Annotated in this window: 22 protein-coding genes and 1 riboswitch; of the genes, 11 read left to right on the top strand and 11 right to left on the bottom strand. The window is 59.3% G+C overall.

Annotated elements, in window-relative coordinates; translation table 11 throughout:
* Positions 1-13: 13 nt before the first annotated feature.
* From rnhA to BFP95_RS20710, 4 genes are all read left to right on the top strand, one after another.
* A complete protein-coding gene (gene rnhA / locus BFP95_RS20725) occupies positions 14-466 on the top strand; it encodes a ribonuclease HI (RefSeq protein WP_010210917.1) in 453 nt (150 codons plus the stop codon).
* A gap of 70 nt (positions 467-536) precedes the next feature.
* Entirely contained in the window at positions 537-1,277 is a 741-nt protein-coding gene (gene dnaQ / locus BFP95_RS20720; protein ID WP_175403081.1) for a DNA polymerase III subunit epsilon, read from the top strand.
* Positions 1,278-1,481: 204 nt separating this feature from the next.
* On the top strand, positions 1,482-3,737 hold the full coding sequence (locus BFP95_RS20715; protein WP_065876134.1) for an Orn/Lys/Arg family decarboxylase: 2,256 nt from the start codon (positions 1,482-1,484) through the stop codon (positions 3,735-3,737).
* Positions 3,738-3,745: 8 nt separating this feature from the next.
* Positions 3,746-4,321 (top strand): GNAT family N-acetyltransferase, encoded by a 576-nt coding sequence (locus BFP95_RS20710; RefSeq protein ID WP_065876146.1) that lies wholly within the window; start codon positions 3,746-3,748, stop codon positions 4,319-4,321.
* Positions 4,322-4,323: 2 nt separating this feature from the next.
* Here BFP95_RS20710 and BFP95_RS20705 read toward each other — a convergent pair whose 3' ends face one another.
* The gene (locus BFP95_RS20705) at positions 4,324-5,217 is read right to left on the bottom strand and encodes a LysR substrate-binding domain-containing protein (protein ID WP_065876135.1); all 894 of its coding nucleotides are present in this window, start codon (positions 5,215-5,217) and stop codon (positions 4,324-4,326) included.
* A gap of 109 nt (positions 5,218-5,326) precedes the next feature.
* On the opposite strand from BFP95_RS20705, the gene BFP95_RS20700 reads away from it, so the two are divergent.
* Complete coding sequence (locus BFP95_RS20700) at positions 5,327-5,671, top strand: hypothetical protein (RefSeq protein ID WP_065876136.1); 345 nt, start codon at positions 5,327-5,329, stop codon at positions 5,669-5,671.
* 61 nt (positions 5,672-5,732) lie between these two features.
* On the opposite strand, the gene BFP95_RS20695 is transcribed toward BFP95_RS20700, so the two are convergent.
* Positions 5,733-5,969: a hypothetical protein gene (locus tag BFP95_RS20695; protein ID WP_016979714.1), complete on the bottom strand. Its 237-nt coding sequence runs from the start codon at positions 5,967-5,969 to the stop codon at positions 5,733-5,735.
* A gap of 227 nt (positions 5,970-6,196) precedes the next feature.
* Between BFP95_RS20695 and BFP95_RS20690 the strand changes: the two genes are divergently transcribed.
* Positions 6,197-6,754 (top strand): NADPH-dependent FMN reductase, encoded by a 558-nt coding sequence (locus tag BFP95_RS20690; RefSeq protein ID WP_049708674.1) that lies wholly within the window; start codon positions 6,197-6,199, stop codon positions 6,752-6,754.
* A 128-nt stretch (positions 6,755-6,882) separates the two neighbouring features.
* On the opposite strand, the gene poxB is transcribed toward BFP95_RS20690, so the two are convergent.
* From poxB to BFP95_RS20675, 3 genes are all read right to left on the bottom strand, one after another.
* A complete protein-coding gene (gene poxB / locus BFP95_RS20685; protein ID WP_065876137.1) occupies positions 6,883-8,607 on the bottom strand; it encodes a ubiquinone-dependent pyruvate dehydrogenase in 1,725 nt (574 codons plus the stop codon).
* A 252-nt stretch (positions 8,608-8,859) separates the two neighbouring features.
* A complete protein-coding gene (locus BFP95_RS20680; RefSeq protein WP_048727764.1) occupies positions 8,860-9,354 on the bottom strand; it encodes a DUF934 domain-containing protein in 495 nt (164 codons plus the stop codon).
* Positions 9,338-10,996 (bottom strand): nitrite/sulfite reductase, encoded by a 1,659-nt coding sequence (locus BFP95_RS20675; RefSeq protein ID WP_065881088.1) that lies wholly within the window; start codon positions 10,994-10,996, stop codon positions 9,338-9,340. Before BFP95_RS20675 ends, BFP95_RS20680 begins: the two co-directional genes overlap by 17 nt.
* Positions 10,997-11,406: 410 nt before the next feature.
* On the opposite strand from BFP95_RS20675, the gene BFP95_RS20670 reads away from it, so the two are divergent.
* On the top strand, positions 11,407-12,468 hold the full coding sequence (locus BFP95_RS20670) for an ABC transporter substrate-binding protein (RefSeq protein ID WP_065881086.1): 1,062 nt from the start codon (positions 11,407-11,409) through the stop codon (positions 12,466-12,468).
* Here BFP95_RS20670 and BFP95_RS20665 read toward each other — a convergent pair.
* Both BFP95_RS20665 and metH read right to left on the bottom strand, forming a co-directional pair.
* Positions 12,465-12,683 carry a DUF2970 domain-containing protein gene (locus tag BFP95_RS20665; RefSeq protein ID WP_065876141.1) on the bottom strand — a complete coding sequence of 73 codons (219 nt, stop codon included), beginning with the start codon at positions 12,681-12,683 and terminating at the stop codon, positions 12,465-12,467. The genes BFP95_RS20670 and BFP95_RS20665 overlap by 4 nt on opposite strands.
* A gap of 206 nt (positions 12,684-12,889) precedes the next feature.
* Positions 12,890-16,600, bottom strand: coding sequence for a methionine synthase (metH, locus tag BFP95_RS20660; protein WP_065876142.1), 3,711 nt, complete (start codon positions 16,598-16,600; stop codon positions 12,890-12,892).
* A gap of 165 nt (positions 16,601-16,765) precedes the next feature.
* Between metH and BFP95_RS20655 the strand changes: the two genes are divergently transcribed.
* The 3 genes from BFP95_RS20655 to nfuA all read left to right on the top strand — a co-directional run bounded on the left by BFP95_RS20655 (position 16,766) and on the right by nfuA (position 20,814).
* Positions 16,766-19,057, top strand: a complete 2,292-nt coding sequence (locus BFP95_RS20655) for a fatty acid cis/trans isomerase (protein WP_065910629.1) — start codon at positions 16,766-16,768, stop codon at positions 19,055-19,057.
* Positions 19,058-19,144: 87 nt separating this feature from the next.
* The gene (locus BFP95_RS20650) at positions 19,145-20,170 is read left to right on the top strand and encodes an acyltransferase family protein (protein ID WP_065876147.1); all 1,026 of its coding nucleotides are present in this window, start codon (positions 19,145-19,147) and stop codon (positions 20,168-20,170) included.
* A 59-nt stretch (positions 20,171-20,229) separates the two neighbouring features.
* Positions 20,230-20,814 (top strand): Fe-S biogenesis protein NfuA, encoded by a 585-nt coding sequence (gene nfuA, locus BFP95_RS20645; RefSeq protein ID WP_065876144.1) that lies wholly within the window; start codon positions 20,230-20,232, stop codon positions 20,812-20,814.
* 252 nt (positions 20,815-21,066) lie between these two features.
* On the opposite strand, the gene cobM is transcribed toward nfuA, so the two are convergent.
* The 4 genes from cobM to BFP95_RS20625 form a co-directional block, all read right to left on the bottom strand.
* A complete protein-coding gene (cobM, locus tag BFP95_RS20640) occupies positions 21,067-21,813 on the bottom strand; it encodes a precorrin-4 C(11)-methyltransferase (protein ID WP_065910628.1) in 747 nt (248 codons plus the stop codon).
* A gap of 70 nt (positions 21,814-21,883) precedes the next feature.
* Complete coding sequence (locus BFP95_RS20635) at positions 21,884-22,276, bottom strand: cobalamin biosynthesis protein (protein ID WP_065876395.1); 393 nt, start codon at positions 22,274-22,276, stop codon at positions 21,884-21,886.
* Positions 22,273-22,977 carry a CbtA family protein gene (locus BFP95_RS20630; protein WP_065910627.1) on the bottom strand — a complete coding sequence of 235 codons (705 nt, stop codon included), beginning with the start codon at positions 22,975-22,977 and terminating at the stop codon, positions 22,273-22,275. The genes BFP95_RS20635 and BFP95_RS20630 overlap by 4 nt, the downstream gene beginning before the upstream one ends.
* Positions 22,978-22,988: 11 nt before the next feature.
* Positions 22,989-23,177, bottom strand: coding sequence for a CbtB domain-containing protein (locus BFP95_RS20625; RefSeq protein WP_012723860.1), 189 nt, complete (start codon positions 23,175-23,177; stop codon positions 22,989-22,991).
* Positions 23,178-23,272: 95 nt separating this feature from the next.
* Positions 23,273-23,487: riboswitch (cobalamin riboswitch) on the bottom strand.
* 384 nt (positions 23,488-23,871) lie between these two features.
* Between BFP95_RS20625 and BFP95_RS20620 the strand changes: the two genes are divergently transcribed.
* The gene (locus tag BFP95_RS20620) at positions 23,872-25,263 is read left to right on the top strand and encodes a M10 family metallopeptidase C-terminal domain-containing protein (RefSeq protein ID WP_175403077.1); all 1,392 of its coding nucleotides are present in this window, start codon (positions 23,872-23,874) and stop codon (positions 25,261-25,263) included.
* Positions 25,264-25,311: the final 48 nt, after the last annotated feature.

Here is a 25,311-nt window from a genome sequence, read left to right as displayed (position 1 = left end):
GACCGAGCAACCGATGACCGATAGCGTAGAACTCTTCACCGATGGCGCCTGCAAGGGCAACCCAGGCCCTGGCGGCTGGGGCGCACTGCTGGTGTGCAAGGGCGTGGAGAAGGAATTGTGGGGCGGTGAACCCAACACCACCAACAACCGCATGGAGCTGATGGGCGCCATTCGTGGCCTGGAAGAACTCAAGCGCCGCTGCAACGTGCTGCTGGTGACCGACTCGCAGTACGTGATGAAGGGCATCAACGAGTGGATGGTCAACTGGAAGAAGCGTGGTTGGAAGACCGCGGCCAAGGAACCGGTTAAAAATGCTGACCTGTGGCAACTGCTCGATGAGCAATGCAATCGCCACGACATCACCTGGAAGTGGGTGCGTGGTCACATTGGCCACCCTGGCAACGAACGTGCCGACCAACTGGCCAACCGTGGCGTGGACGAAGTGCGCGGCTACAAGCAGAGCTGATGCCGGCTCACGTGTTAACATCGCGCCCTTTGATTCACACCACACCGTTGAGAGCTGAACCCTGATGGCCATCCGATCTGTTGTACTCGATACCGAAACCACCGGCATGCCGGTGACTGACGGCCACCGGATCATTGAAATCGGCTGTGTCGAACTGATGGGCCGCCGCCTCACCGGGCGTCACTTCCACGTCTACCTGCAACCGGACCGGGACAGTGACGAAGGCGCGATCGGCGTCCACGGCATCACTGACGAATTCCTCAAGGGCAAGCCGCGCTTTGCCGAAGTCGCCGATGAGTTTTTCGATTTCATCAATGGCGCCCAGCTGATCATCCATAACGCAGCGTTCGACGTCGGCTTCATCAATAACGAGTTTGCCCTGATGGGGCAGACGGATCGCGCCGACATCTCCAAGCACTGCTCGATCCTCGACACCCTGATGATGGCCCGTGAGCGTCACCCGGGCCAACGCAACAGCCTCGATGCCTTGTGCAAACGTTATGGCGTCGATAACTCCGGCCGTGAACTCCACGGCGCCTTGCTCGACTCCGAGATCCTCGCCGACGTTTACCTGACCATGACCGGCGGGCAGACCAGCCTGTCCCTGGCCGGCAATGCGTCCGATGGCAATGGTTCGGCGGAAGGTTCGGGCAACCGCCCTTCGGAAATCCGCCGCTTGCCGGCGGATCGCAAGCCGACCCCGATTATCCGCGCCAGTGAGCAAGACCTGGCCGAGCATGCGGCGCGGTTGGAGGCGATTGCCAAGTCAGCGGGTGCGCCGGCATTGTGGACCCAGTTGACCCAGCAATAACCCTGGCAGAATACGGTCAAAACTGTGGGAGCGGGCTTGCTCGCGAATGCGGTGGTTCAGTCGACTCATTCGGAGACTGACACATCGCATTCGCGAGCAAGCCCGCTCCCACATTTGTTTCTCATTGCTTTCAAAATCTTCATTCGCATCATCGCCCCCTAGCTTCTACCCTTGAGTGCATAGCCCTCAGGACTCCACGCCCTTATGTACAAAGACCTGAAGTTCCCCATCCTCATCGTGCACCGCGACATCAAGGCCGACACCGTCGCCGGTGACCGGGTCCGAGGTATCGCCCGGGAGTTGGAACAAGAGGGCTTCAGTATCTTTTCCGCCGTGGACTACGCCGAAGGCCGGCTGGTGGCTTCTACCCATCATGGCTTGGCCTGCATGCTGATCGCCGCCGAAGGTGCTGGCGAGAACACCCACCTGCTGCAAAACATGGTCGAACTGATCCGCCTGGCGCGGTTACGGGCGCCGAACCTGCCGATCTTTGCCTTGGGCGAGCAAGTCACCCTGGAAAACGCGCCGGCCGACGCCATGAGCGAACTCAACCAACTGCGCGGCATTCTCTACCTGTTCGAAGACACCGTGCCGTTCCTTGCCCGGCAAGTCGCCCGCGCGGCCCGCACTTACCTGGATGGCCTGTTGCCGCCGTTCTTCAAAGCGTTGGTGCAACACACCGCCGACTCCAACTATTCCTGGCACACCCCTGGCCATGGCGGTGGCGTGGCCTATCGAAAAAGTCCGGTGGGGCAGGCGTTTCATCAGTTTTTTGGGGAAAATACCCTGCGCTCGGACCTGTCCGTCTCGGTGCCGGAACTGGGCTCGCTGCTGGATCACACCGGCCCGCTGGCCGAAGCCGAAGCCCGCGCGGCACGCAATTTTGGCGCCGACCACACCTTCTTCGTGATCAACGGCACGTCCACCGCCAACAAAATCGTCTGGCATTCCATGGTCGGCCGCGATGACTTGGTGCTGGTAGACCGCAACTGCCACAAGTCGGTGTTGCACTCGATCATCATGACCGGTGCGATCCCGTTGTACCTGTGCCCGGAGCGCAACGAACTGGGGATCATCGGGCCGATTCCCCTGAGCGAATTCAGCCCCGAGTCGATCCGCGCCAAGATCGACGCCAGCCCGCTGACCCGTGGCCGAGCGCCGAAAGTGAAGATGGCGGTGGTCACCAATTCCACCTACGACGGCCTGTGTTACAACGCCGAGCTGATCAAGCAGGAATTGGGCAACAGCGTCGAGGTGCTGCACTTTGACGAAGCCTGGTATGCCTATGCGGCGTTTCACGAGTTCTTTGCCGGGCGCTACGGCATGGGCACGTCGCGCACGCCGGACAGTCCGTTGGTGTTCACCACTCACTCCACCCACAAACTGCTGGCAGCCTTCAGCCAGGCCTCGATGATCCACGTGCAGGACGGCGGTGCGCGCCAGCTGGACCGTGATCGTTTCAACGAAGCGTTCATGATGCATATCTCAACCTCGCCGCAATACAGCATTATCGCTTCGTTGGACGTGGCTTCAGCGATGATGGAAGGCCCGGCCGGGCGCTCGCTGTTACAGGAAATGTTCGATGAAGCCTTGAGTTTCCGCCGTGCCCTGGCCAACCTGCGCCAACACATTGCCGCCGAGGACTGGTGGTTTTCCATCTGGCAGCCGCCGTCGGTGGCGGGTATCGATCGGGTGGTGACCGCCGATTGGCTGTTGCATCCTCAGGACGATTGGCATGGCTTTGGTGATGTGGCCGAGGACTACGTGCTGCTGGACCCGATAAAAGTGACACTGGTGATGCCCGGCCTGACCGCCGGCGGCGCTCTGAGCGACTGCGGGATTCCTGCTGCGGTGGTCAGCAAATTCCTGTGGGAGCGTGGCCTGGTAGTGGAAAAAACCGGGTTGTATTCCTTCCTCGTGCTGTTCTCCATGGGTATTACCAAAGGCAAATGGAGTACCCTGCTCACCGAATTGCTGGAGTTCAAGCGCAGTTACGACGCCAATGTCAGCCTGGCCAATTGTTTGCCATCGGTCTTTGCACAAGGGCCGGCGCGCTATCAGGGCCTGGGTTTGCGCGACCTGTGCGATCAATTGCACAGCTGTTATCGCAGCAATGCCACCGCCAAACACCTCAAGCGCATGTACACGGTGTTACCGGAAATTGCGATGAAACCGGCCGACGCCTACGACCAATTGGTAAGAGGTGAAGTCGAAGCGGTATCGATTGACGCCTTGCCAGGGCGCATCGCAGCAGTAATGCTGGTGCCGTATCCACCTGGCATTCCATTGATTATGCCGGGCGAGCGGTTTACCGATTCTACGCGCTCGATCATCGACTACCTGGCCTTTGCCCGGACGTTCGATAGCAGTTTTCCCGGTTTTGTCGCCGATGTTCATGGGTTACAACACGAAGATGACGGCAGTGGTCGTTGTTACACCGTCGATTGCATCAAGGGTTAAGAATGTTTATGCAAGCTGTAATGAACCCGAAGTATCCGGGGCTCAGTGTACGGGTCGCTGACGAAGGTTTTGATGCCTACGTGTGGGGCAATGACTTCAGCTTTGAGGTCAGCGCCTATGGGCAGCCGCAGATGGGCGCGCGGGTCGATCAATGGCCCGTGGAGCGCATCGTGCCGTACCGCAAGTGCTATGGCATTGATCCGGAGGAGTTCGCCAGTTTTCGCGATGCGCCCGACAGCGCGATCTTCATGGCCTACCTGGACGACCGCCCGGTCGGGCATATCGTGGTCAGTACCAATTGGAACGGCTATGCCCATGTCGATGAACTGGCGGTGGTCTTGCCCGCACGGCGTCATGGGGTGGCCAAGGCATTGCTGGATGTGGCGCAGTTCTGGAGCCGCAAGAAAAACCTGCCCGGCATGATGCTGGAAACCCAGAACAACAACCTCGGCGCCTGCCGTTTGTATGAACGTTGTGGCTACGTAATGGGGGGCATTGACCACCTGCGCTATCGCGGCATCGATCCGCAAACCCGCGAAGTGGCGATCTTCTGGTATCGGTTATTCAAAAGCGAAGTCAAATAGGCTTAGCCCACCAACAGGCCTTCAGCCTTCTGCGTCACGATCTCCAGCAGTGCATTCAGCGCCGGGGAAGTCACGCCATCCTTGAGGGTCAGCGCATACAGGTTGACCATGATCGGCGGCGACACCGGGCACGCATCCAGCCCGGCTTCACGCGCGCCAAACGCGGTGAACGGGTCAACCACCGCCAAGCCTTCTCCCGCTTCCACCATGCTGCGCATCATTTGATAGGTCTGTACGCGCGTCTGCACCACCGGCAGCGGGCGCAACGCTTGCAGCTTGGCGTCCAGCTGGCGGCTGAGCGGGTCCTGGCCCTCCAGGCCAATCATCGATTGCCCCGCCAGGTCCTGCAGCGCGATGTACTTTTGCTTGGGTTTGAGCCAGCCATGGGGCGCGAGCAATTGCAGCTTGCCCTGGGCCAGTACGGTGCTGTGGATCTGTGGGTGTTCCGGGTCATGCAGGCTTAAACCGACGTCAGCCTCGTGCAGCAGCAGGCTCCTGACGATCTCTCGTGTCGGCTGGCTCGACAGGTTACACGGTGTGTCCTGGAAGCGTCGGCGCAGCACCGCAATACTGTGCGGCAACAGTTGGTTGGCCAGGGGCGGCGTGCACAGGGCGCGGAGGGTCGGGGCGTGATGGTGTTTCAAGCGACTGGCCAGGCGTTGCACCGGCTCCAGCGCCTCGTACACATGGGCGATTTCTGCCTGCAGCTCCAGGGTTTCCCGCGTCGCCTGCAATCGCCCACGGACGCTGGCGAACAGCATAAAGCCCAATTGCGCCTCGGCTTCCTTGAGCGCCGCGTCCACGTCGCCCACGGGGAGTTGCAACCACTCGGCGGCCAAGCCTGGGTGTCCGGTCTGCAAGATGGCCTGAATCACTTCGATATGACGTAAACGCATCGCCGGAGTCTATGTGCAGCGCGCCGCGTATTCAATAGAATGGCTACGCTGATCATCAATGACCACAGCCGGCTACCGGCATTAACAACAAAAACAGGTCTGGTCTCAAATGCCTCTACCCTCGATATTCCTCGGGGTAACGGCCAAGCAACTGCTGGTTCTGGTGACCGTAGGGTGCGTGGCTGCTTATCTCTTCAATACCCAAAGCGAAACCACGCCGGAAAACCTGGCACTTGAAACGTTTATCCGTTCCCAGGAACAGGTGGCCGAACAGGTGGGGGCAGTCCTTGGCATTGAGTTGGTCAGGCAGGTGGACGCGCATCCCGGTTACAACTCGGCGGGCTACCAGCGTTCGATGTTTGCGGTGGAAGGCGAGCGTGGGCGGGTAGTGGTGACGTTGAAAAAGGTCGAGGGGGAGCAGGGCATTGAAGTCACGGAGATCCGCCGCCCGTGATCACCCCAGCCCAGTCAATGCCATCAATGGCCAGGACTGAGCAGGTGGATAGGGCGAGATCTTATGAAGCGAGGGTGGTTTGCGATTCGCGCACGAGAATGGTGCCCGACTGAATCAACTTGAATTCGTCGCCTTCCAGTTTCTCTACACGGTCGCCAATGGCCAGCTTGTAGGTGGTGGTAGGTGCCGAGCCAGCCAGGTCGCCTTGCGCCGGGTTGGATTCCTGGAACTCATGCACCGAATACACGCGTCCTTCTGCGTCTCTGGCATGAAACTGTCCGACTAGTACTGCTGCCATCTGTTTAGAACCTCTGGAGATAAACACTCGATTTGCGGTTCTGTAGACCGTTATGGAGCGGGGTAGTTTACTTACGGAATAAAAATACTATCCGCTGATCTTTTTGGACGCTTCCTACACGTTGTAGGGCGATGCAAACGTCCGGAGGAGGAGCAAAACCTTCTGGTGAACATGCCGCGAAGACTTTATAACTACAAGTTCCTTTAGTCAGACGTCGAGAAACCCCAATGAGCAAGGTCTACACGGTAGCCGTCCTGGTTGGCAGCTTGAGAAAAGACTCGATTAACCGCAAGGTTGCCCTGGCATTGGCCGAACTGGCCCCTGCCAACCTGAAGTTGAACATCGTGGAAATTGGCGATTTGCCGCTCTACAACGAAGACATCGACGGCGCTGCACCGCCCGCAGCCTACAGCACTTTCCGCCAACAGGTGAGCTCATCCGACGCGGTGCTGTTTGTGACCCCGGAATACAACCGCTCCGTGCCCGCTCCGTTGAAGAATGCCATCGACGTGGGTTCTCGGCCGTACGGGCAGAGTGCCTGGAGCGGCAAGCCGGGTGCGATCATCAGCGTGTCGCCGGGGGCCATTGGTGGCTTTGGCGCCAATCATCATCTGCGCCAGTCCCTGGTGTTCCTGGATGTGTGGTGCATGCAGCAGCCGGAGGCCTACTTGGGTGGCGCTGGCAGTGTGTTTGATGAGGCGGGCAAGGTGTCGGAGAAGACCAAGCCGTTTTTGCAGGCGTTCATTGATGCCTACGGCAAGTGGGTGGAAAAACAGAAGGGCTGAGAACGCTGAAGATCCAATGTGGGAGCCGGGCTTGCCCGCGATAGCGTCAGCGCGATGCAGCAGTCAGATCGCGGTGATGCTATCGCAGGCAAGCCAGCTCCCACATTCGGACTGTGCCGACCTTTTGATCAGCGTAGCCAGTTAGTCCGCGCCAGTTCAATCACTTCATCACCGCGCCCGCTCATCACCGCCTTGAGCATATACAGGCTGAACCCCTTGGCCTGTTCCAGCTTGATCGTCGGTGGCATCACCAACTCCTGCGTCGCCGTGACCACATCCACCAACACCGGGCCGTCATGGGCCAGGGCGCGGCGCAACGCCGGTTCGAGGTCTTCGGATTGCTCCACGCGAATGCCTAGAATGCCCATCGCGTTGGACATAGCGGCAAAGTCCGGGTTTTTCAGTTCGGTGCCGGCATCCAGGTAACCCGCCGCCTTCATTTCCATGGCGACAAAGCCCAGGGACGAGTTATCGAACACGATGACTTTGACCGGCAGATTCAACTGCGCCAACGAGATGAAGTCGCCCATCAGCATGGCGAAACCGCCGTCACCGGACATTGAAATCACCTGGCGACCCGGGAAGGCTGCCTGCGCACCAATGGCCTGGGGCATGGCATTCGCCATCGAACCGTGGTTGAACGAACCGATCAGGCGGCGTTTGCCGTTCATCTTCAAATAGCGTGCCGCCCAGACAGTTGGCGAGCCGACGTCGGCAGTGAAGATCGCATCATCATCAGCCAGCTCGCTGAGCAGGCGCGCCACGTACTGCGGGTGGATTGGTCGATTGGCTTTCGACGGTTGAGCAAGATCGTCCAGCCCTTGGCGGGCCTTTTCATAGTGCTTCAAGGACGTTTCGAGAAAGCTGCGATCGGTCTTGCGTGTCAGGCGCGGTAGCAACGCGCCAATGGTTTCACTGACGTCAGCGGCGATGCCCAAGTCCAGCGTGGCACGACGGCCCAGCGCCTGCGGGTTGCGGTCAACCTGGATGATCTTCGCGTCAGTCGGGTAGAACTGACGGTACGGAAAGTCGGTGCCGAGCATGATCAAGGTGTCGCAGTCGAGCATCGCGTGGTAACCGGAGCTGAAGCCGATCAGGCCGGTCATGCCCACGTCGAACGGATTGTCCCACTCCACGTGCTCCTTGCCGCGCAGCGCATGCACCACGGGGGCGCCGAGTGCGTCGGCCAGGGCGACCACTTGGTCATGTGCGCCGGCACAGCCGCTGCCGCAGAGCAGGGTGGTTTTATGGCTGCTTTCAAGGATTTCGGTAAGGCGTTGCAGGTCCTGTTCAGCCGGCAACGTGCGTGGCGCGTGCAGAGCGGGCCAGGGTTTGAGCGTGTCTTCCACTTCCAGCAGCGAAACGTCGCCCGGAATCACTACCACCGCGACGCCGCGATTGAGGATCGCCGAGCGCATGGCACGGTGCAGCACGTGGGGCATTTGCTCGGGGTTGGTTACCAGCTCGATAAAGTGGCTGCACTCCTTGAACAGTTCCTGAGGATGGGTTTCCTGGAAGTAGTTAAGGCCGATCTCCGAAGACGGAATCTGCGCGGCAATCGCCAGTACCGGCACATGGTTGCGATGGCAGTCAAACAGGCCATTGATCAAGTGCAGGTTGCCCGGCCCGCAGCTGCCGGCGCAGACCGTCAGCTCACCCGTGGCCGCGGCTTCGGCACCGGCGGCGAACGCGGCTACTTCTTCGTGGCGCACGTGCATCCACTCGATGCTGTCCATGCTGCGCAGGGCGTCGGTGAGGCCGTTGAGGCTGTCGCCGGTCAGGCCCCAGATGCGCTTGATGCCCGCCTGTTCAAGGGTGGTCGCCAATTGCTGGGCCAGGTTGATTTTCGCCATGAAGAACTCCAATCGTCAGTGAGGTTAAAAACTGCTGATCAATAGGGGACAGTTCGATCACGGCGAATGCTCCGCCTTTAATGTGAAGATTGCGTCAGAGAGGGACTTCACCGCCGATCCCCTGTGGGAGCCGTCGAGCTTCAGCGAGGCCGCGATAGCGGTGGGGCAGGCGGCGAGGATTCGTTGATGAACCTCATCGCCAGTGCCCATAAAAAAGCCCTGGCATGCCAGGGCTTCTTCTTTCGCTAAGACTCAGCGACGACGAAACAACGGCAACGGTTCATCCGTTGCTGCCTGGTACGTCACGGAGAAGTCCTTGAGGCTTTCCAGCGCTTCGTACGGGTCTTTGTCGGCGCGCAGGGCGAAGGCATCGAACCCGCAGCGACGCAGGTAGAACAGTTGGTCGCGCAGTACGTCGCCAATGGCGCGCAACTCGCCCTTGTAACCGTAACGGTCACGCAGCAGGCGCGCATTGGAGTAATTGCGACCGTCGGTGAAGGCCGGGAAGTTCAGGGCGATAACCTGGAAATGTTCCACGTCGTCGCCGATCTCTTCGGCTTCTTCATCGGCGTCCAGCCACACACCCAGGCCGCCGTCGCGGGCCTTGAGGGCGTGGCCGTGTTCGCGCCACAGCGCCAACGGCACGATCAGGTCGTCGCAATTGGAGATGCCGTCGAAGCTCGCGTCCTTGGGCAGCAGGTGCCAGGTTTCGTCGAGGACCTCGTTGTTCTTAATGATTCGCTGCATAGACGCGCTCCTTGAACAGGTCAATGCCGATGCGCTGGTAGGTGTCGATGAAACGCTCATCTTCGGTGCGCTGTTCGATGTACACATCGATCAGTTTGCCGATCACCTCGGGCATGGCTTCCTGGGCGAAAGACGGGCCGAGGATCTTGCCCAGGCTCGCATCGCGGCTGGCGCTGCCACCCAGGGACACTTGGTAGAATTCTTCGCCTTTCTTGTCCACGCCCAGGATGCCGATGTGGCCGACGTGGTGGTGACCACAGGCGTTCATGCAACCGGAGATGTTCAGGTCCAGCTCGCCGATGTCGAACAGGTAGTCCAGGTCGTCGAAACGACGTTGGATCGATTCGGCGATCGGGATCGACTTGGCGTTGGCCAGGGAGCAGAAATCGCCACCCGGGCAGCAGATGATGTCGGTCAGCAGGCCGATGTTCGGCGTGGCGAAACCACCTTCGCGCAGCTCGCCCCACAGGGTGAACAATTGGCGCTGCTCAACGTCCGCGAGAATGATGTTCTGCTCGTGGGAGGTGCGCAGTTGGCCAAAGCTGTAGCGCTCGGCCAGGTCGGCGACGGCGTCCAGCTGCTTGTCGGTGATATCGCCCGGTGCAACGCCGGTAGGTTTCAGCGACAGGGTCACCGCGACATAACCCGGCTTCTTGTGCGCCAGGGTGTTGCGGGTACGCCAACGGGCGAAACCTGGGTGCTGCTGGTCGAGTGCCGCGAGCTCGGCGTCCTGATGCGTCAGGGCCTTGTACTCGGGATCAACGAAGTGTTTGGCTACGCGGTGCACTTCGGCTTCGGTCAGGGTGGTCTGGCCGCCGCGAAGGTGTTCCATCTCGGCGTCGACTTTCTGGGCAAACACCTCAGGGGTCAGCGCCTTGACCAGGATCTTGATCCGGGCCTTGTATTTGTTGTCACGACGGCCATAGCGGTTGTAGACCCGCAGGATGGCGTCGAGGTAGCTCAACAGGTCCTGCCACGGCAGGAACTCGTTGATAAACGCGCCGACCACCGGGGTCCGGCCAAGGCCACCACCCACCAGTACGCGGAAGCCCAGCTCACCGGCCGCGTTGTGCACCGGCTCCAGGCCGATATCGTGCACTTCGATGGCCGCGCGGTCCGAAGTCGAGCCGTTGAGGGCGATCTTGAACTTGCGCGGCAAGTAGGCGAATTCAGGGTGGAAAGTGGTCCACTGACGGATGATTTCGCACCAGGGGCGTGGGTCGATCAGTTCATCGGCTGCAACGCCGGCGAATTGGTCGGTGGTCACGTTACGCAGGCAGTTACCGCTGGTCTGAATCGCGTGCATCTGCACGGTCGCCAATTCAGCCAGGATGTCCGGCACATCTTCCAGCGCCGGCCAGTTGAACTGGACGTTCTGGCGGGTACTGATGTGGGCGTAGCCTTTGTCGAAGTCGCGGGCAATCTTGGCCATCATGCGCGTCTGGCGCGACGTCAGTTGGCCATAGGGCACGGCCACCCGCAGCATCGGCGCAAAGCGCTGCACATAGAGGCCATTTTGCAGGCGCAGAGGGCGGAACTCTTCTTCGCTCAGTTCACCTGCTAAGTAGCGTCGGGTCTGATCACGGAACTGCTTGACGCGGTCCTCGATGATGCGCTGATCGTATTCGTCGTATACGTACATATAGGTCCTGTTCTCGGCAAATCTGCGCGCACGGCCGCGCACTCCCAACGGAGCCGGCGCACGATACCAGTTTGCGTTTATGCGCAAAAGTGATGTTTGAGTATATGCAAATAACCAGATCGCCTAATGAGGGCCATTATCGAGATACCCACATTTGTCATGCGGGCAATCATCAACTTTACTGTGAGCGTGTTTGACTGCAATCACCTATAAAACCGACAAGAGGCGATGCGATGAGCAATCCTACAAAAGCCCGTAAACCCGACAGTACCGTTGATGCCTGGGCCATTCTGTTTTTGATCATCCTGGTGGTGGGAACTGCCGTGTTCTGGGTGAGCCACCAGTAAACGGCCTCGATTGACTGTCGCATTGACACTATCATGGCGGTCAATGTTCTAGGTTTGATAACCATGTTGAAGGTGCTGATTGCGTGTGTCTGGTGGCTGGGATCGGCGTATGGGGCAACGGCCCATGCCACGTCGGTTGTGTTTCTTAACCCGGGCATGTCGACGGAAACCTTCTGGGTCAGCTACACGCAATTCATGCAGGCCGGTGCCAAGGACCTCGGCCTGCATTTACGCGTGCGCTATTCCGAGCGCGATACCCAAAACACGCTGATCCAGGCCCGCGAGGCGCTGCAAGGCAACGAGCGGCCGGATTACCTGGTGCTGGTGAATGAACAATACGTTGCCCCGCAGATTCTGCGCATGGCCCAGGGCAGTGGGGTCAAGCTGCTGATGGTGAATAACGCGCTGACTGCCGACCAGGTGCAAATGCTCGGCCACGACGTCGATTGGCTCGGCAGCATCGTTCCCGACAACGAGCAGGCCGGTTACCTGATGCTCATTGATCTACTGCGCCAGCACGGCCCTGTCGCACCAGGCGAGAGCATTGAGTTGTTGGCCTTCTCCGGCGTCAAGAACACTCCGGCCGCGCAGCTGCGTGAACAGGGCCTGCATCGCGCCTTGGCCGAGCACCCCGAGGTGCGGCTGCGCCAGTTGGTCTATGGCGAATGGAGCCGTAAGCGCGCGTTCGAGCAAGCCACGCAACTGTTCAAGCGCTACCCGAAGACCGCGCTGGTGTGGTCGGCCAACGATGAGATGGCACTGGGTGCCATGCAGGCGCTGCAGGGCCGCGGGCAAATGCCGGGCAAGCACGTGTTGTTCAGTGCGGCCAACAACTCGCCGGAGATCTTGCAGGCGCGGTTGGACGGCCGACTGAGTACGCTGGTGGCCGGGCATTTCACCCTGGGCGGGTGGGCGATGGTGTTGATTCATGATGATGCCAAGGGCGTGAATATCGGTGCATACGGTGGGCGCGACCGCCAGGAGGCGTTATTCCAGCTGATTGATGCCGCCCAAGCGCAGCGCTTATTGGGGCCCACAGCGCGAGTTGATTTCCACGCACTGTCTGCCGTCGGCAAGCCGGTGCCCTACCGTTACCCCTTCAGCCTGCAACTGCTGCTGCGCTAGACCCCGGCCAGGAGCAGCACCAGCTTGACGATGCCGAACAACGCTAAGGCAAACACCGCTGTGAACAGAATGCCCAGCACCACAAAGTGGCTGGGCTTGCCGTGGGTAAAGTCGCGGGCGCGGTTCTTGCCACTCTGCACGCCAAAGGCGGCCGCCATGACGCTGTGCAGCATCTGCCAGAAAGTAGGGGGCTTGTTGTTGACTGGATCGTCCATAAATCCCTCGACACAAGGTGTGTGAGGGACAGCATAGCTGACGATGTTTAGATCTGTAGTGAGCGGGCTTGCCCCGCGCTGGGTGGCGAAGCCGCCCCAATCCAGCCATCTCGTTTTACCTGAACGAACGCGGTGGCTATGTTGGGGCAGCTTCGCCAGCCGGCGCGGGGCAAGCCCGCTCACTACAGAACCTGGGGGGCGGTCAATCAGTTGTCGTAACCCAGGTTCGGCGCCAGCCAGCGTTCAGTCACAGCAAGCTCCTGGCCTTTGCGTGCGGTGTAGCTCGTCACCTGGTCCTTGTCGACCTTACCCACGGCAAAGTACTGCGCCTGCGGATGGGCGAAGTACCAGCCGCTGACGGCTGCCGCCGGAAACATCGCGTAGTGCTCGGTGAGGAATACGCCGCTGCGGCCGGCCTGCATTTCGCGGGCCTCGGGATCGAGCAGTTGGAACAGTTGGGCTTTCTCGGTGTGATCCGGGCACGCGGGGTAGCCCGGGGCAGGGCGGATGCCGCTGTATTGCTCCTTGATCAGCGCTTCGTTATCCAGTTGCTCGTCCCTGGCGTAACCCCAGTAGTCCTTACGGACTTGTTGGTGCAGCCACTCGGCGCAGGCTTCGGCCAGGCGGTCGGCCAGGGCCTTGACCATGATTGAGTTGTAGTCGTCGCCAGCGTCCTGGTAGGCCTTGGCGACTTCTTCGGCACCGATGCCGGCGGTGGTGATGAAACCACCGATGTAGTCGGTTACACCGCTGTCTTTTGGCGCCACGAAGTCGGCCAGGGAGAAGTTCGGCTTGCCGTCGGTCTTGATGATCTGTTGACGCAGGTGATGCAGTTGGGCAATCGGCTGGCCGTCGTCGCCGTAGACTTCCAGGTCATCATCCTGCACCTGGTTGGTCGGCCAGAAGCCGAATACCGCGCGGGCGCTGATGAGCTTTTCGTCGATCAGCTTGGCGAGCATTTCCTGGGCGTCGGCGTACAGCGCGGTGGCCGCTTCACCCACGACTTCATCGGTAAGGATGCGTGGGAATTTGCCGGCCAAGTCCCAGGAGATAAAGAACGGGGTCCAATCGATGTACTCGGCCAGCACCTTGAGGTCGATATTGTCCAGCACCCTGGAGCCGGTGAACGTCGGTTTGACCGGGGTGTAGTTGCTCCAGTCGAACTGTGGCTTCTTGGCGATGGCCGCCGGGTAGCTCAGGCGTTCGGTCCGCGCGCTGCGGTTCGAGGTGCGCTCACGCACGTCGATGTATTCCAGGCGGGTTTTCTCGACGAAACCGGCCTTGAGTTCCTTGGACAGCAATTGCGTGGCCACGCCCACGGCGCGCGAGGCGTCGGTCACGTAGATCACCGCGTCGTTGCTGTACTTGGGCTCGATTTTCACCGCCGTGTGCGCCTTGGAGGTGGTGGCGCCACCGATCATCAGCGGCAGGTGGAAGTCCTGACGCTGCATCTCACGGGCGACATGCACCATCTCGTCCAGGGACGGCGTGATCAGGCCTGACAGCCCGATGATGTCGCATTTCTGCTCCTTGGCCACCTGCAGGATCTTCTCCGCCGGCACCATCACGCCGAGGTCGACGATGTCATAGCCGTTGCACCCCAGCACCACGCCGACGATGTTCTTGCCGATGTCGTGCACGTCGCCTTTCACGGTGGCCATCAGGATCTTGCCCTTGGCTTCCGGCTTGTCGCCTTTTTCCAGTTCAATGAACGGAATCAAGTGGGCCACGGCCTGCTTCATCACACGGGCGGATTTCACCACCTGGGGCAGGAACATTTTGCCGGCGCCGAACAGGTCGCCGACGATGTTCATGCCGGACATCAACGGGCCTTCGATCACTTCGATCGGGCGCGCGAATGACTGCCGGGATTCCTCGGTGTCGTCGACGATGTGGGTGGTGATGCCCTTGACCAGCGCATGTTCCAGACGTTTGTTGACCGGCCAGCCGCGCCATTCTTCGGTCTCGGCTTCCTTGACGCTGCCGTCGCCTTTGTACTTGTCGGCGATGGCGAGGAGCGCGTCGGTACCTTCCGGGGTGCGGTTGAGCACCACGTCTTCCACGGCGTCACGCAGCTCGGCCGGGATCTGGTCGTAGATCTCCAACTGGCCGGCGTTGACGATACCCATGGTCAGGCCGTTGCGGATCGCGTACAGCAGGAACACCGAGTGGATCGCCTCACGCACCGGGTTGTTGCCACGGAACGAGAACGACACGTTGGACACGCCGCCGGAGGTCAGCGCATACGGCAGCTCGTCACGGATATAGGCACAGGCGTTGATAAAGTCGACGGCGTAGTTGTTGTGCTCTTCGATACCGGTGGCGACCGCGAAGATGTTCGGGTCGAAGATGATGTCTTCCGGCGGGAAGCCGACTTCATTCACCAGGATGTCGTAGGAGCGTTTGCAGATCTCTTTCTTGCGCGCTTCGGTGTCGGCCTGGCCGGCTTCGTCGAACGCCATCACCACCACGGCGGCGCCATAGCGCTTGCACAGCTTGGCGTGGTGAATGAACTGCTCGACGCCTTCCTTCATGCTGATGGAGTTGACGATGCCCTTGCCCTGGATGCACTTCAGGCCGGCCTCGATCACTTCCCACTTGGAGGAGTCGATCATGATCGGCACGCGAGAGATGTCCGGCTCGCCGGCAATCAGATTGAGGAAGGTCACCATGGCCTTCTTCGAATCGAGCATGCCTTCGTCCATGTTGATGTCGATCACCTGGGCGCCGGCTTCCACCTGCTGCAGGGCGACTTCCAGTGCTTCGGTGTAGTTGTCTTCACGGATCAGGCGGGCGAAACGTGCGGAACCGGTGATGTTGGTGCGCTCGCCGACGTTGACGAACAACGAGCTGCGATCAATCGTGAACGGCTCCAGGCCCGACAGGCGGCAGGCCTTGGGGATGTCCGGGATCTGGCGCGGCGCATAACCTGCCACGGCTTTGGCAATCGCTTCGATGTGGCCGGGTGTGGTGCCGCAGCAGCCGCCGACAATGTTGAGGAAGCCGCTTTGGGCGAACTCTTCGATGACCTTGGCGGTTTCCGACGGCAGTTCGTCGTACTCACCGAATTCGTTGGGCAGGCCGGCGTTGGGGTGCGCGGACACATGGGTGCTGGCTTTGTTCGACAACTCTTCCAGATACGGGCGCAGTTCGCTGGCGCCCAGGGCGCAGTTGAGGCCCACGGAAATCGGCTTGGCGTGGCTGACGGAGTTCCAGAACGCTTCAGTGGTCTGGCCCGACAGGGTGCGGCCGGAGGCGTCGGTGATGGTGCCGGAGATCATGATCGGCAGTTCGATATTCAGCTCTTCAAACACACCCTGCACGGCGAAGATCGCCGCCTTGGCATTGAGGGTGTCGAAGATGGTCTCGATCAGGATCAGGTCGGCGCCGCCCTCGATCAGGCCTTTGGTGGCTTCGGTGTAGTTTTCCACCAGTTCATCAAAGGTCACGTTGCGGTAGCCGGGGTTGTTCACGTCGGGCGACAGCGAGCACGTACGGCTGGTCGGGCCGAGCACGCCAGCCACGAAACGCGGCTTGGCCGGGGTTTCCAGGGTCTTGGCATCAGCGACCTTGCGCGCCAGGCGTGCGCCTTCTACGTTGAGCTCGTAGGCCAGTTCTTCCATGCCGTAATCGGCCATGGAAACGCGGGTGGCATTGAAGGTGTTGGTTTCGAGGATGTCGGCACCGGCATCCAGGTAGGCTTTTTCAATACCGCCGATCACGTCCGGACGGGTGATCACCAGCAAATCGTTGTTTCCCTTGACGTCACTTGGCCAGTCCGCGAAGCGTTTGCCACGGTAGTCCTGTTCTTCCAGCTTGTAGCTCTGGATCATCGTGCCCATACCGCCATCGAGGATCAGGATACGTTCCTTGAGGGCTTGGTGAAGGGCTTGCAGACGAGCGCTACGATCGGACATGGGACTACTCTGGTCAGGCATTTCGGAGGGCGTGAATCATAGCAAACCTGTGCCGATTTGGAGCATGCACGGGTTTTACATGAATATCGTTCATGTTGGCTGGGGGGATGGCCCGGTAGAATCACCGCCACTTTTCGCCGCACGCATTGAATCGGGACCGGATCCATGTCATTTCGCCTCATCACCAGCGCCGTCCTGGCACTGGTTGCCTGCACTGCGCAGGCCGACGGACCCGCCCCGGCGATTTCGTATACCCGCGACATTCAACCGATCTTCACGGAGAAGTGCGTGGCCTGCCATGCCTGCTACGACTCTGCCTGCCAGCTCAACCTGGGCAGTGCCGAAGGCGCGGTGCGCGGTGCGAGCAAAATGCCGGTATATGACGGCGAGCGCAGCCAGGCGGCGCCGACCACCCGCCTGTTTATAGATGCCTCTGGCAAGGCGGCCTGGCAACAGAAGGGCTTTTACTCGGTGCTGGACGCGCAGGGCAGCCAGGCTGCATTGATGGCGCGCATGCTCGAACTGGGGCACAACGCTGCACTGGCACCCAATGCCAAGTTGCCTGAAGACATCGTCCTGGGCCTGAACCGCGCGAACATGTGCGCAATGCCCGGCGAATTCAACGCCTACGCCGGCGCCCACCCCAAGGAAGGCATGCCACTGGCCGTCACCGGCCTGACCGAGCAGCAGTACCAGACGCTGCAACGCTGGCTCGCGTCCGGCGCGCCTATTGATGAACAAAGCCTGGCGCCGAGTGCCAGCGAAGCCTTGCAGGTGCAGCAGTGGGAGAACCTGTTCAACAAACCGGGCGCCCGCGAAAGCTTGGTGGCACGCTGGTTATTCGAGCATTTGTACCTGGCGCATATTTACTTCGAGCATGGCGAGCCGGGGCATTTCTTCCAGTGGGTGCGGTCGCGCACCCCGAGCGGGCAGCCGATTGATCTGATCAATACCCGTCGCCCCAACGATGACCCCGGTACCCAGGTGTATTACCGCCTGTGGCCAGTGCAGGGCGTGATCGTGCACAAAACCCACATCACTTACCCCTTCAGTGCTGCGAAAATGGCGCGCATCAAGGCGCTGTTCTACGCCGGCGACTGGCAGGTCAGCGCCTTGCCGGGCTACGGCCCAGCCCGTCGCGCCAATCCATTCGAAACCTTCGAGGCCATCCCCGCCAAGGCGCGTTACCAGTTCATGCTGGATAACGCCGAATACTTCGTGCGCACGTTCATTCGTGGGCCGGTGTGCCGTGGGCAGATTGCCACGGATGTGATCCGCGATAACTTCTGGACCCTGTTCCAGGACCCGGACCACGACCTCTACATCACCGATGCGCGTTATCGCGGCCAGGCCACGCCATTACTGGCCATGCCGGGACAGAATGACGATGTGGGCAGCGTGCTCAGCCTGTGGCGGGCCTACCGCGACAAACGCAATGAATACGAGGCCCTGCGCCGTGACAGCTATGCTGACCTGCCGCCGCCAAGCTGGTCGAGCCTGTGGGCGGGCAATGATGATGCCTTGCTGAGCATTTTCCGCCACTTCGACAGCGCCTCGGTGACCAAAGGCCTGATCGGCGATGTGCCGCAGACGATGTGGCTGTTCGACTATCCGCTGCTGGAGCGCACGTATTACCAATTGGCGGTGAATTTCGACGTGTTCGGCAATGTCTCGCACCAGGCCCAGACACGGTTGTACTTCGACCTGATCCGTAACGGCGCCGAGCAGAACTTCCTGCGCCTGATGCCCGCCGATACCCGCGAAGACTTCCTCGACGACTGGTACCAGAACAGCGGCAAGATCAAGCTCTGGCTGGACTATGAGGCCATTGATGATGACAAGCCCACGGGTTTGCACCTGAACGAAAACGACCCGAAGCGCGACTTTGCCAACCAGTTGTTGACCCGTTATGCCAGCTTGAACGCCAGCCCGGACCCGTTTAACCGATGTGTGAGTGCGTATTGCTCGCGCAGCGGTATTGATCCGGTCTTGCAGGATGCGGAGCAGGCGTTGAGCCGCTTGACCTCACGCCCGGCCGCCGGGCTCAAGGTGATCGATCAATTGCCCGAAGCCACGATGTTGCGCATTCAAACTGCCAGCGGCAAGCGCGAGATCTACAGCCTGCTGCGCAACCGTGCCCACAGTAATGTCGCGTTTTTGCTGGGCGAAGCCTATCGCTACCAGCCGGGACTCGACACCTTGACCCTTTACCCCGGCGTACTCAGCAGTTACCCGAACTTCATGTTCAATATCCCCGCCCAGGAAGTGCCCGAGTTCGTGGCTGAAATGGAGCGGGCCAAAGATGCCAATCGTTTCGAAAAGATCGTCGACCGCTGGGGCGTGCGGCGCAGTCATCCGTTGTTCTGGCAGTACTTCCACGATCTGTCGCAGTACCTCCACGAAGTCGCGCCCGTGGAAGAGGGTGTGTTGGACATGAACCGTTATGAGAACCTATAACTACAGGCACTGATCCAGTCATCTCTCCAGGCGGGCGTTGAAGCAATCGGATATCTACTGTGCGGGGTTCTAAAAGGTAGTCCGATGATGTTGATTTCAGTGCAGTTTCTTCGCGCCTTGGCTGCGTGGCTGGTGGTGGGTCATCACTTTATGCAGCTGTTTTTCAACTTTGAGGTGCACAACGCGCTGGAGTACCTGTTCGTCGAAAAAGGCGGCGCAGGGGTGGATGTGTTCTTTGTCATCAGCGGCCTGGTGATCTTCCTTGCGACCGCAGACAAAGCCCTGACACCTTGGCGTTTCATGCTCATGCGCGTGGCACGGATCGCGCCGGCGTATTGGTTCTATACCTTGCTGCTGGCCCTGCTCACCCTGGCTGTGCCCTCGATGTTCCCCGATGTTCAACTCGCGCTGGGCCATGTGCTCCTGTCGTTGCTCTTTATCCCTGCCCAACACCCGGCAGGCTACGGCGTCTATCCGCTGCTGGATGTCGGCTGGACCCTGAACTTCGAGATGCTGTTCTATGGCCTGTTCGCCGTCGCCTTGTGGGTTCGTGGGGACTATCGGTTGTGGGTGGTGGCCGTGCTGTTGTACCTGGTGTGCTACCTCATCGGTCCCGCCCTGGACTTGGCCGACGGTTTTTACAGCAATGATATTGTCCTGGAGTTTCTGATGGGTATCGTCATCGGCATGCTGTATCGCCGCGGCCTTTGCCGGGTCAGGGCGTGGGTGCCGTTGTTAGGGATGGTGGTGGCATCAGTGGCGCTTTATCACGGGGCGGATGTGCCCCGTGCGTTGGAGTGGGGCGTGCCCAGCGCGATCCTGGTCATCAGTTGCGTGGCACTGGAGCCTTACTTCCATGGCTCACGCGTGTTGAAACTGATGGGGGACTGCTCTTACTCGGTGTATCTGATCCACGTGCTGGTTCTGTGCGCTGGGCTGTGGGTGGTCAAGCGTACGGGAATAGATCCCTATGCGATGCTGCCTGTTTGCATTGTATTAACAGCGCTTTGCGCCTTTGCGAGCTATCAATGGCTGGAAAAGTCGACCTATCGCACGCTCAAGCGTTGGTTTGGCATTGATGATCCCGCAGTCCTTTCCCGACAAAAATACTAGGACTTTGTACCTCTGTAATAATTTGGCGTAAACTGCCGGCAAGCCTGTGAGGAGTTTCCATGACTGCCATAACCATTACCGACGCCGCCCACGATTACCTGGCTGACCTGCTGTCCAAGCAGAACACCCCAGGTATCGGTATTCGCGTCTTTATCACCCAACCCGGCACCCAATACGCCGAGACTTGCATTGCCTACTGCAAGCCAGGGGAAGAGAAGCCTGAAGACACCGCCCTGGGGCTGAAAAGCTTCACCGCGTACATCGACGCCTTCAGCGAAGCCTTCCTCGACGACGCCGTGGTCGACTACGCCACCGATCGCATGGGCGGCCAACTGACCATCAAGGCGCCGAACGCCAAGGTGCCGAACGTCAACGCTGATAGCCCGGTGAACGAGCGTATCAACTACTACCTGCAAACCGAGATCAACCCGGGCCTGGCCAGCCACGGCGGCCAGGTCAGTCTGATCGACGTGGTGGATGACGGCATTGCCGTGCTCAAGTTTGGCGGCGGCTGCCAAGGCTGCGGCCAGGCGGACGTGACCCTGCGCGAAGGCATCGAGCGCACCCTGCTGGAGCGTGTCCCAGAGCTCAAGGGTGTACGTGACGTGACCGACCACACGCAGAAAGAAAACGCCTACTACTGAGTAAGGTGTTCACTGCGGACAAAAAACGGCGCCCCGTGAGCGCCGTTTTTTTATTGTTTAAATTCAATGTCTTGAGATGCCTATCTAACAAAGCAAATCAACTGTGGGAGCGGGCTTGCTCGCGAAAGCGGTATATCAATCACCTCATTCTGTGAATGGCATACCGCTTTCGCGAGCAAGCCCGCTCCCACAGTTTTAATAGTGTTTATTCATATAAATCAATATGTTGTATCTGTAATTTAATTTGGCTTGTTAAGATCGGTAAAGATGCGCATGCCCTGCGCGATACAGCGAAGACTCACTAAAACCGTCACTGCCCAACACCCGACCCACCACAATCAACGCCGTCCGCCGAAATCCCTTCTCGGCCACCTTCCCGGCAATATCGCTCAGCGTCCCAACGACCCAATCCTGGTCCGGCCACGTCGCGCGGTGCACCACGGCAATCGGGCAATCTGCGCCATAGTGCGGCAGCAGTTGCGCGACGATTTTCTCCAAGTGATTGACCCCCAGATGGATCGCCATGGTGGTGCCATGTCGCGCCAGGCTATCAAAGTCCTCGCCAGCGGGCATGCTGGTTTTATCCGCATAACGGGTCAGGATCACACTCTGGGCGATGTCCGGCAGGGTCAACTCGGTTTCCAACAACGCTGCACAAGCCGCCACTGCGGTGACGCCGGGAATGATCTGGAATGGAATGCCCAGCTCACGCAAATGGCGGATCTGCTCGCCAATCGCTCCATACAGGCTTGGGTCGCCAGAATGCACGCGTGCCACGTCTTGGCCTTTCGCATGGGCGGTCTTGATCAGGTCGATAATCTGTTCAAGGTGCAATTCGGCACTGTTGACCAACTGTTCTGCCTGGTGGCCTTTGAGCACTGCCGTCGGCACCAGCGAGCCGGCATAGATGATCACCGGGCAACTGCGGATCAGCCGCTGGCCTTTGACGGTGATCAATTCCGGGTCGCCGGGGCCTGCGCCGATGAAGTAGACGGTCATGGGAATATCCTATGGAAAAACGCACGAGCATGAACAACGCTCATGATCGGAACGGGCGATTATCAGGTTTTCAGCCGGCGCAAGCCAATGCGAAGGTGGCCTGGGCGGTTTGCTTGCGGCTAATCAACAGGCGAGCAGGGGCGTTGGCGAGGTATTCAGCCAGGGCCAGGGCGGCGCTTTCGGCAATGCCGTAGCAGCCCGTATGGGCAAACGCGATCGCGGATTTGTGGCTCAGCTGTTCTGCATAACCCGCCAACTGATCAGCATCGAAACACTGGAATGGCAAGTTCAACAGATCGGCCAGGGCTTGAAGGCCAGGTTCATCGCGCTTGCGGTCGATACTGGCCAGCGCGGTGATCCGTTGAAGCTCGATACCGCCCTCGGCGAGGGCGCTGTCGAGCAGGGCCCGCAGGGTGTGAACGTCACAACCCCGCTGGCACCCCAGGCCGACCACTAAAATCATGCTGAGTATTGATCATCACGATTGCGGCGGAACAGCCAGGCGCTGATCAGGCCCAGCGCCAGCCAGAAGGCGACATTGGTCAACTGCGAAGCAATCTTGAACTGCGCTTCCAAGGCTTCGGGGGCTAGCATCGAATGCACTTCCGGCTGCGGCGCGCCGATCACGTGTGGCACGACCAGAATCGCTACGCCCAGCGCTTTGAGCAGCCAATTGCGGCCGAACACGATCAGCGCTATGCCCGCAGCGGTGGAGGCGGCGGTGCCCACCCACCAGATCTGCCGTTGTGCGAGATCAGCGGCAGCAGTGCCTGGCAGCTCAGGCGGTAGGCCCATTGTCGGCGCCAACACGAAGGTCGCGTAGCCGGCCAAACCCCAAAGCAGGCCCTGGGCAGTGCGGGTGGGTGCGCGCAGGGTATAGAGGCCGGCGAGCATCAGCGCGAAACCGACAGCCACCACCAGATTACCGCCGGTGGTAGACAATACGCGCTGCCAGCCGTCTTCCGGTTCCCAGGCTTCGGCGTCGTGGGTGTGCGCGGCATTACCGGCTGCGTGCTCATGCACCACTTCAGTCGCGGCCGGGGCCTTTTCAAAGGTTTCCGCCTGCAGAATCAACGGAGCGACCCAGAAGCTTTGCAGCAGGGTCAGCAGCAGGGCAGCCAGAAGACCGGTGAAACCTGCAGTTTGCGCAATACGCTTGATCATGTCGGCAGGTCTCAGTGGCACGGGAACGCGGCGCTGTGGCGGGTATCGTGGGCAGCGTTATGCACCGCCTCGATGTGCGAGAAACCGGCGAAATACACCAGGCACGCGCCCAGGATCGACGCGCCGATTGCGGCGGTCAGGCGTTGGCTCAAGGTAGAGGTGCTGCTGGCGGAGTGCGAAGTGCTGCTGATGATCGACATGGCGCGTCCCTTTCAGGTGTCAGGGTGAAACGAGCGCATGAAAACCCCGCGAGCCAGGCACGCAGGGTTCTGAACAGCGCCCGCCCACCGCGGGTTTGTTATCTGATTTTTCGGGCCGGTCTCCGGGCTTGCGAGGGGCGGCTCTTGAAAGAGCCCAGCCTGATAAGCATCTCCTTCCCATGCACAGCACAGTGGATTTGACGCTTCGCTCGCTTACCGTTGCGGGGGCAGCACCGGACTTGCCATAGATCTATGGCGCACCGGTTTCCCGTTTCACCCTGTGAAGGGCACCCGAAACAAGATGTGTAGGAGAGCATGGAGAGAACGCTCCCGTCAAATGAGGACTGCGCCGCCTTGATGGCACGAGAGGTGAAAATGTCTGACGCCGGAGTTTCTATTGGCGGGCTGATGCAGGGGCTTATCCTCCCATGTGTTTCATAAGTTTCGCCTGTTGTTCATCCTGTTGCTGAAATCTAAAAATATATTGTGTAGATATTTGAGTTTAAGTTGAATTTTGCTTTTTTTTCAGTCGGCCATTGGGCGGCCAGATGCCGTGGAGTAATGTTAAATTGTTATCGTTGCCAGTTATTGTATTTCCAGATTTTAAAGATTGCCGGGTTATTCAGGAACGGGTTGAGTGATTTTTTCCAAATTGTGCTTGTGATCGAGGTTTATCTCCGTCGAATAATTAAATATGGTGGTGATTTTGAAAATAACTAATAGCCAGCAGCCTTCCTATAATCCGTCCGCCGGCCTTCAGCGAGCCGGTTCCTCAGATCCCACGTTGCGCAGCGCCGACCCGCATATAAGGCGGAACTTTGCCAAACCGATCTTTACCGTGGATCAAGTTGCTCAGCAGCTCACTCGAGAAAATGTGAAATGGGCTGACAGAAACGGTGATGGTGTCACGGCAATCTCCTTTTCATTCAACAAATTGACGAGAGGGGATAGAGAGTTCAATACCACACAGAAAAACCAAGCCAGACTGTCCATGCAATCTTGGGCCGATGTGGCGAATGTGTCGTTCGAAGAACGTACCGGCCGTGGCGAAGGACGCTTGGCTTTTTCCAACAACGAGGGCCCCGCGGTTGCTTTTGGCCAGTACCCAGGCCAAGACGGTAAAGTGTTCATCAATCCCCACTATGGCACCAATACTTCTCCTGCACTTCATAATCATGGCCGATATACGCTAACCCATGAAATAGGCCATACGTTGGGTCTTGCGCACCCCGCAGACTATGACGCTTCTAATTCTACCTCTCCCAGTTACGCTCGCAGTGCCGTTTATGCGCAGGATACTCGTGGTCATACTGTCATGAGCTACTTCGATGCTCACGAAGGTGGTCAGAACCATAAAGAAAATTACTCTGCTGCTCCATTGATGGGTGACATTGCTGCTGCCCAGCGTTTGTATGGTGCCAATTACAGGACGCGCAATTCAGACACCACTTACGGTTTTAACTCCAATTCGGGTCGAGACTATTATCAACTCAATAATCCCAATGATACGGCACTCTTCTGCGTGTGGGACGGTGGCGGTAACGATACGTTGGATTGTTCCAAGTATCGCCAAAACCAGACTATCAACCTCAACCCTGAATCCTATTCCGATGTTGGAGGCTTGCGGGGGAATGTTTCTATCGCCAAAGGCGTTACGCTGGAGAACGCAATCGGCGGTTCTGGCCATGATGTGATCATCGGTAATCATGCAGACAACATGCTCAAGGGGGGAGCGGGCGCTGATTGGCTCAGGGGTGGAGGGGGTGCAGATACCTTTGTCTACGACAACGTCAGCGACTCCACACTGGAACGCCCTGACCAGATCATGGACTTTGTGAGTGGCACCGACAAAATCGACATTTCGGTCTTGTTGAAAAACGCCGGTATTACCGCGTTGACGTTTGTAAAACGGCTGTCGGGTGAGCCGGGTCAAGCCGTTCTGCATTACAACCGCAACACCAACGAGTCGAGGTTGGCTATCGATCTGACGGGCAATGGCCGTTTTGACTTTTTCCTCAAAAGCCGCGGTCCGATAAATACACCCGATATCGTCAGTAACGTCCCGATTATGTGGCGTTATTCCTGAAAAAGAGCTTCCAAGATGCCGGATTTTTCCTGATGAGGGTGCGAGCTG

The sequence above is a fragment of the Pseudomonas sp. 58 R 12 genome (assembly GCF_900005865.1).
Lineage (GTDB): Bacteria > Pseudomonadota > Gammaproteobacteria > Pseudomonadales > Pseudomonadaceae > Aquipseudomonas > Aquipseudomonas tritici.
This window is presented reverse-complemented; position numbering and strand designations above follow the sequence as displayed.

Coding starts and splice junctions, on each gene's coding strand:
- rnhA (WP_010210917.1), top strand. CDS start 14: ATGACCGATAGCGTAGAACTCTTCACCGATGGCGCCTGCAAGGGCAAC.
- BFP95_RS20715 (WP_065876134.1), top strand. CDS start 1,482: ATGTACAAAGACCTGAAGTTCCCCATCCTCATCGTGCACCGCGACATC.
- BFP95_RS20710 (WP_065876146.1), top strand. CDS start 3,746: ATGCAAGCTGTAATGAACCCGAAGTATCCGGGGCTCAGTGTACGGGTC.
- BFP95_RS20705 (WP_065876135.1), bottom strand. CDS start 5,217: ATGCGTTTACGTCATATCGAAGTGATTCAGGCCATCTTGCAGACCGGA.
- BFP95_RS20700 (WP_065876136.1), top strand. CDS start 5,327: ATGCCTCTACCCTCGATATTCCTCGGGGTAACGGCCAAGCAACTGCTG.
- BFP95_RS20695 (WP_016979714.1), bottom strand. CDS start 5,969: ATGGCAGCAGTACTAGTCGGACAGTTTCATGCCAGAGACGCAGAAGGA.
- BFP95_RS20690 (WP_049708674.1), top strand. CDS start 6,197: ATGAGCAAGGTCTACACGGTAGCCGTCCTGGTTGGCAGCTTGAGAAAA.
- poxB (WP_065876137.1), bottom strand. CDS start 8,607: ATGGCGAAAATCAACCTGGCCCAGCAATTGGCGACCACCCTTGAACAG.
- BFP95_RS20680 (WP_048727764.1), bottom strand. CDS start 9,354: ATGCAGCGAATCATTAAGAACAACGAGGTCCTCGACGAAACCTGGCAC.
- BFP95_RS20675 (WP_065881088.1), bottom strand. CDS start 10,996: ATGTACGTATACGACGAATACGATCAGCGCATCATCGAGGACCGCGTC.
- BFP95_RS20670 (WP_065881086.1), top strand. CDS start 11,407: ATGTTGAAGGTGCTGATTGCGTGTGTCTGGTGGCTGGGATCGGCGTAT.
- BFP95_RS20665 (WP_065876141.1), bottom strand. CDS start 12,683: ATGGACGATCCAGTCAACAACAAGCCCCCTACTTTCTGGCAGATGCTG.
- metH (WP_065876142.1), bottom strand. CDS start 16,600: ATGTCCGATCGTAGCGCTCGTCTGCAAGCCCTTCACCAAGCCCTCAAG.
- BFP95_RS20655 (WP_065910629.1), top strand. CDS start 16,766: ATGTCATTTCGCCTCATCACCAGCGCCGTCCTGGCACTGGTTGCCTGC.
- BFP95_RS20650 (WP_065876147.1), top strand. CDS start 19,145: ATGTTGATTTCAGTGCAGTTTCTTCGCGCCTTGGCTGCGTGGCTGGTG.
- nfuA (WP_065876144.1), top strand. CDS start 20,230: ATGACTGCCATAACCATTACCGACGCCGCCCACGATTACCTGGCTGAC.
- cobM (WP_065910628.1), bottom strand. CDS start 21,813: ATGACCGTCTACTTCATCGGCGCAGGCCCCGGCGACCCGGAATTGATC.
- BFP95_RS20635 (WP_065876395.1), bottom strand. CDS start 22,276: ATGATTTTAGTGGTCGGCCTGGGGTGCCAGCGGGGTTGTGACGTTCAC.
- BFP95_RS20630 (WP_065910627.1), bottom strand. CDS start 22,977: ATGATCAAGCGTATTGCGCAAACTGCAGGTTTCACCGGTCTTCTGGCT.
- BFP95_RS20625 (WP_012723860.1), bottom strand. CDS start 23,177: ATGTCGATCATCAGCAGCACTTCGCACTCCGCCAGCAGCACCTCTACC.
- BFP95_RS20620 (WP_175403077.1), top strand. CDS start 23,872: ATGGTGGTGATTTTGAAAATAACTAATAGCCAGCAGCCTTCCTATAAT.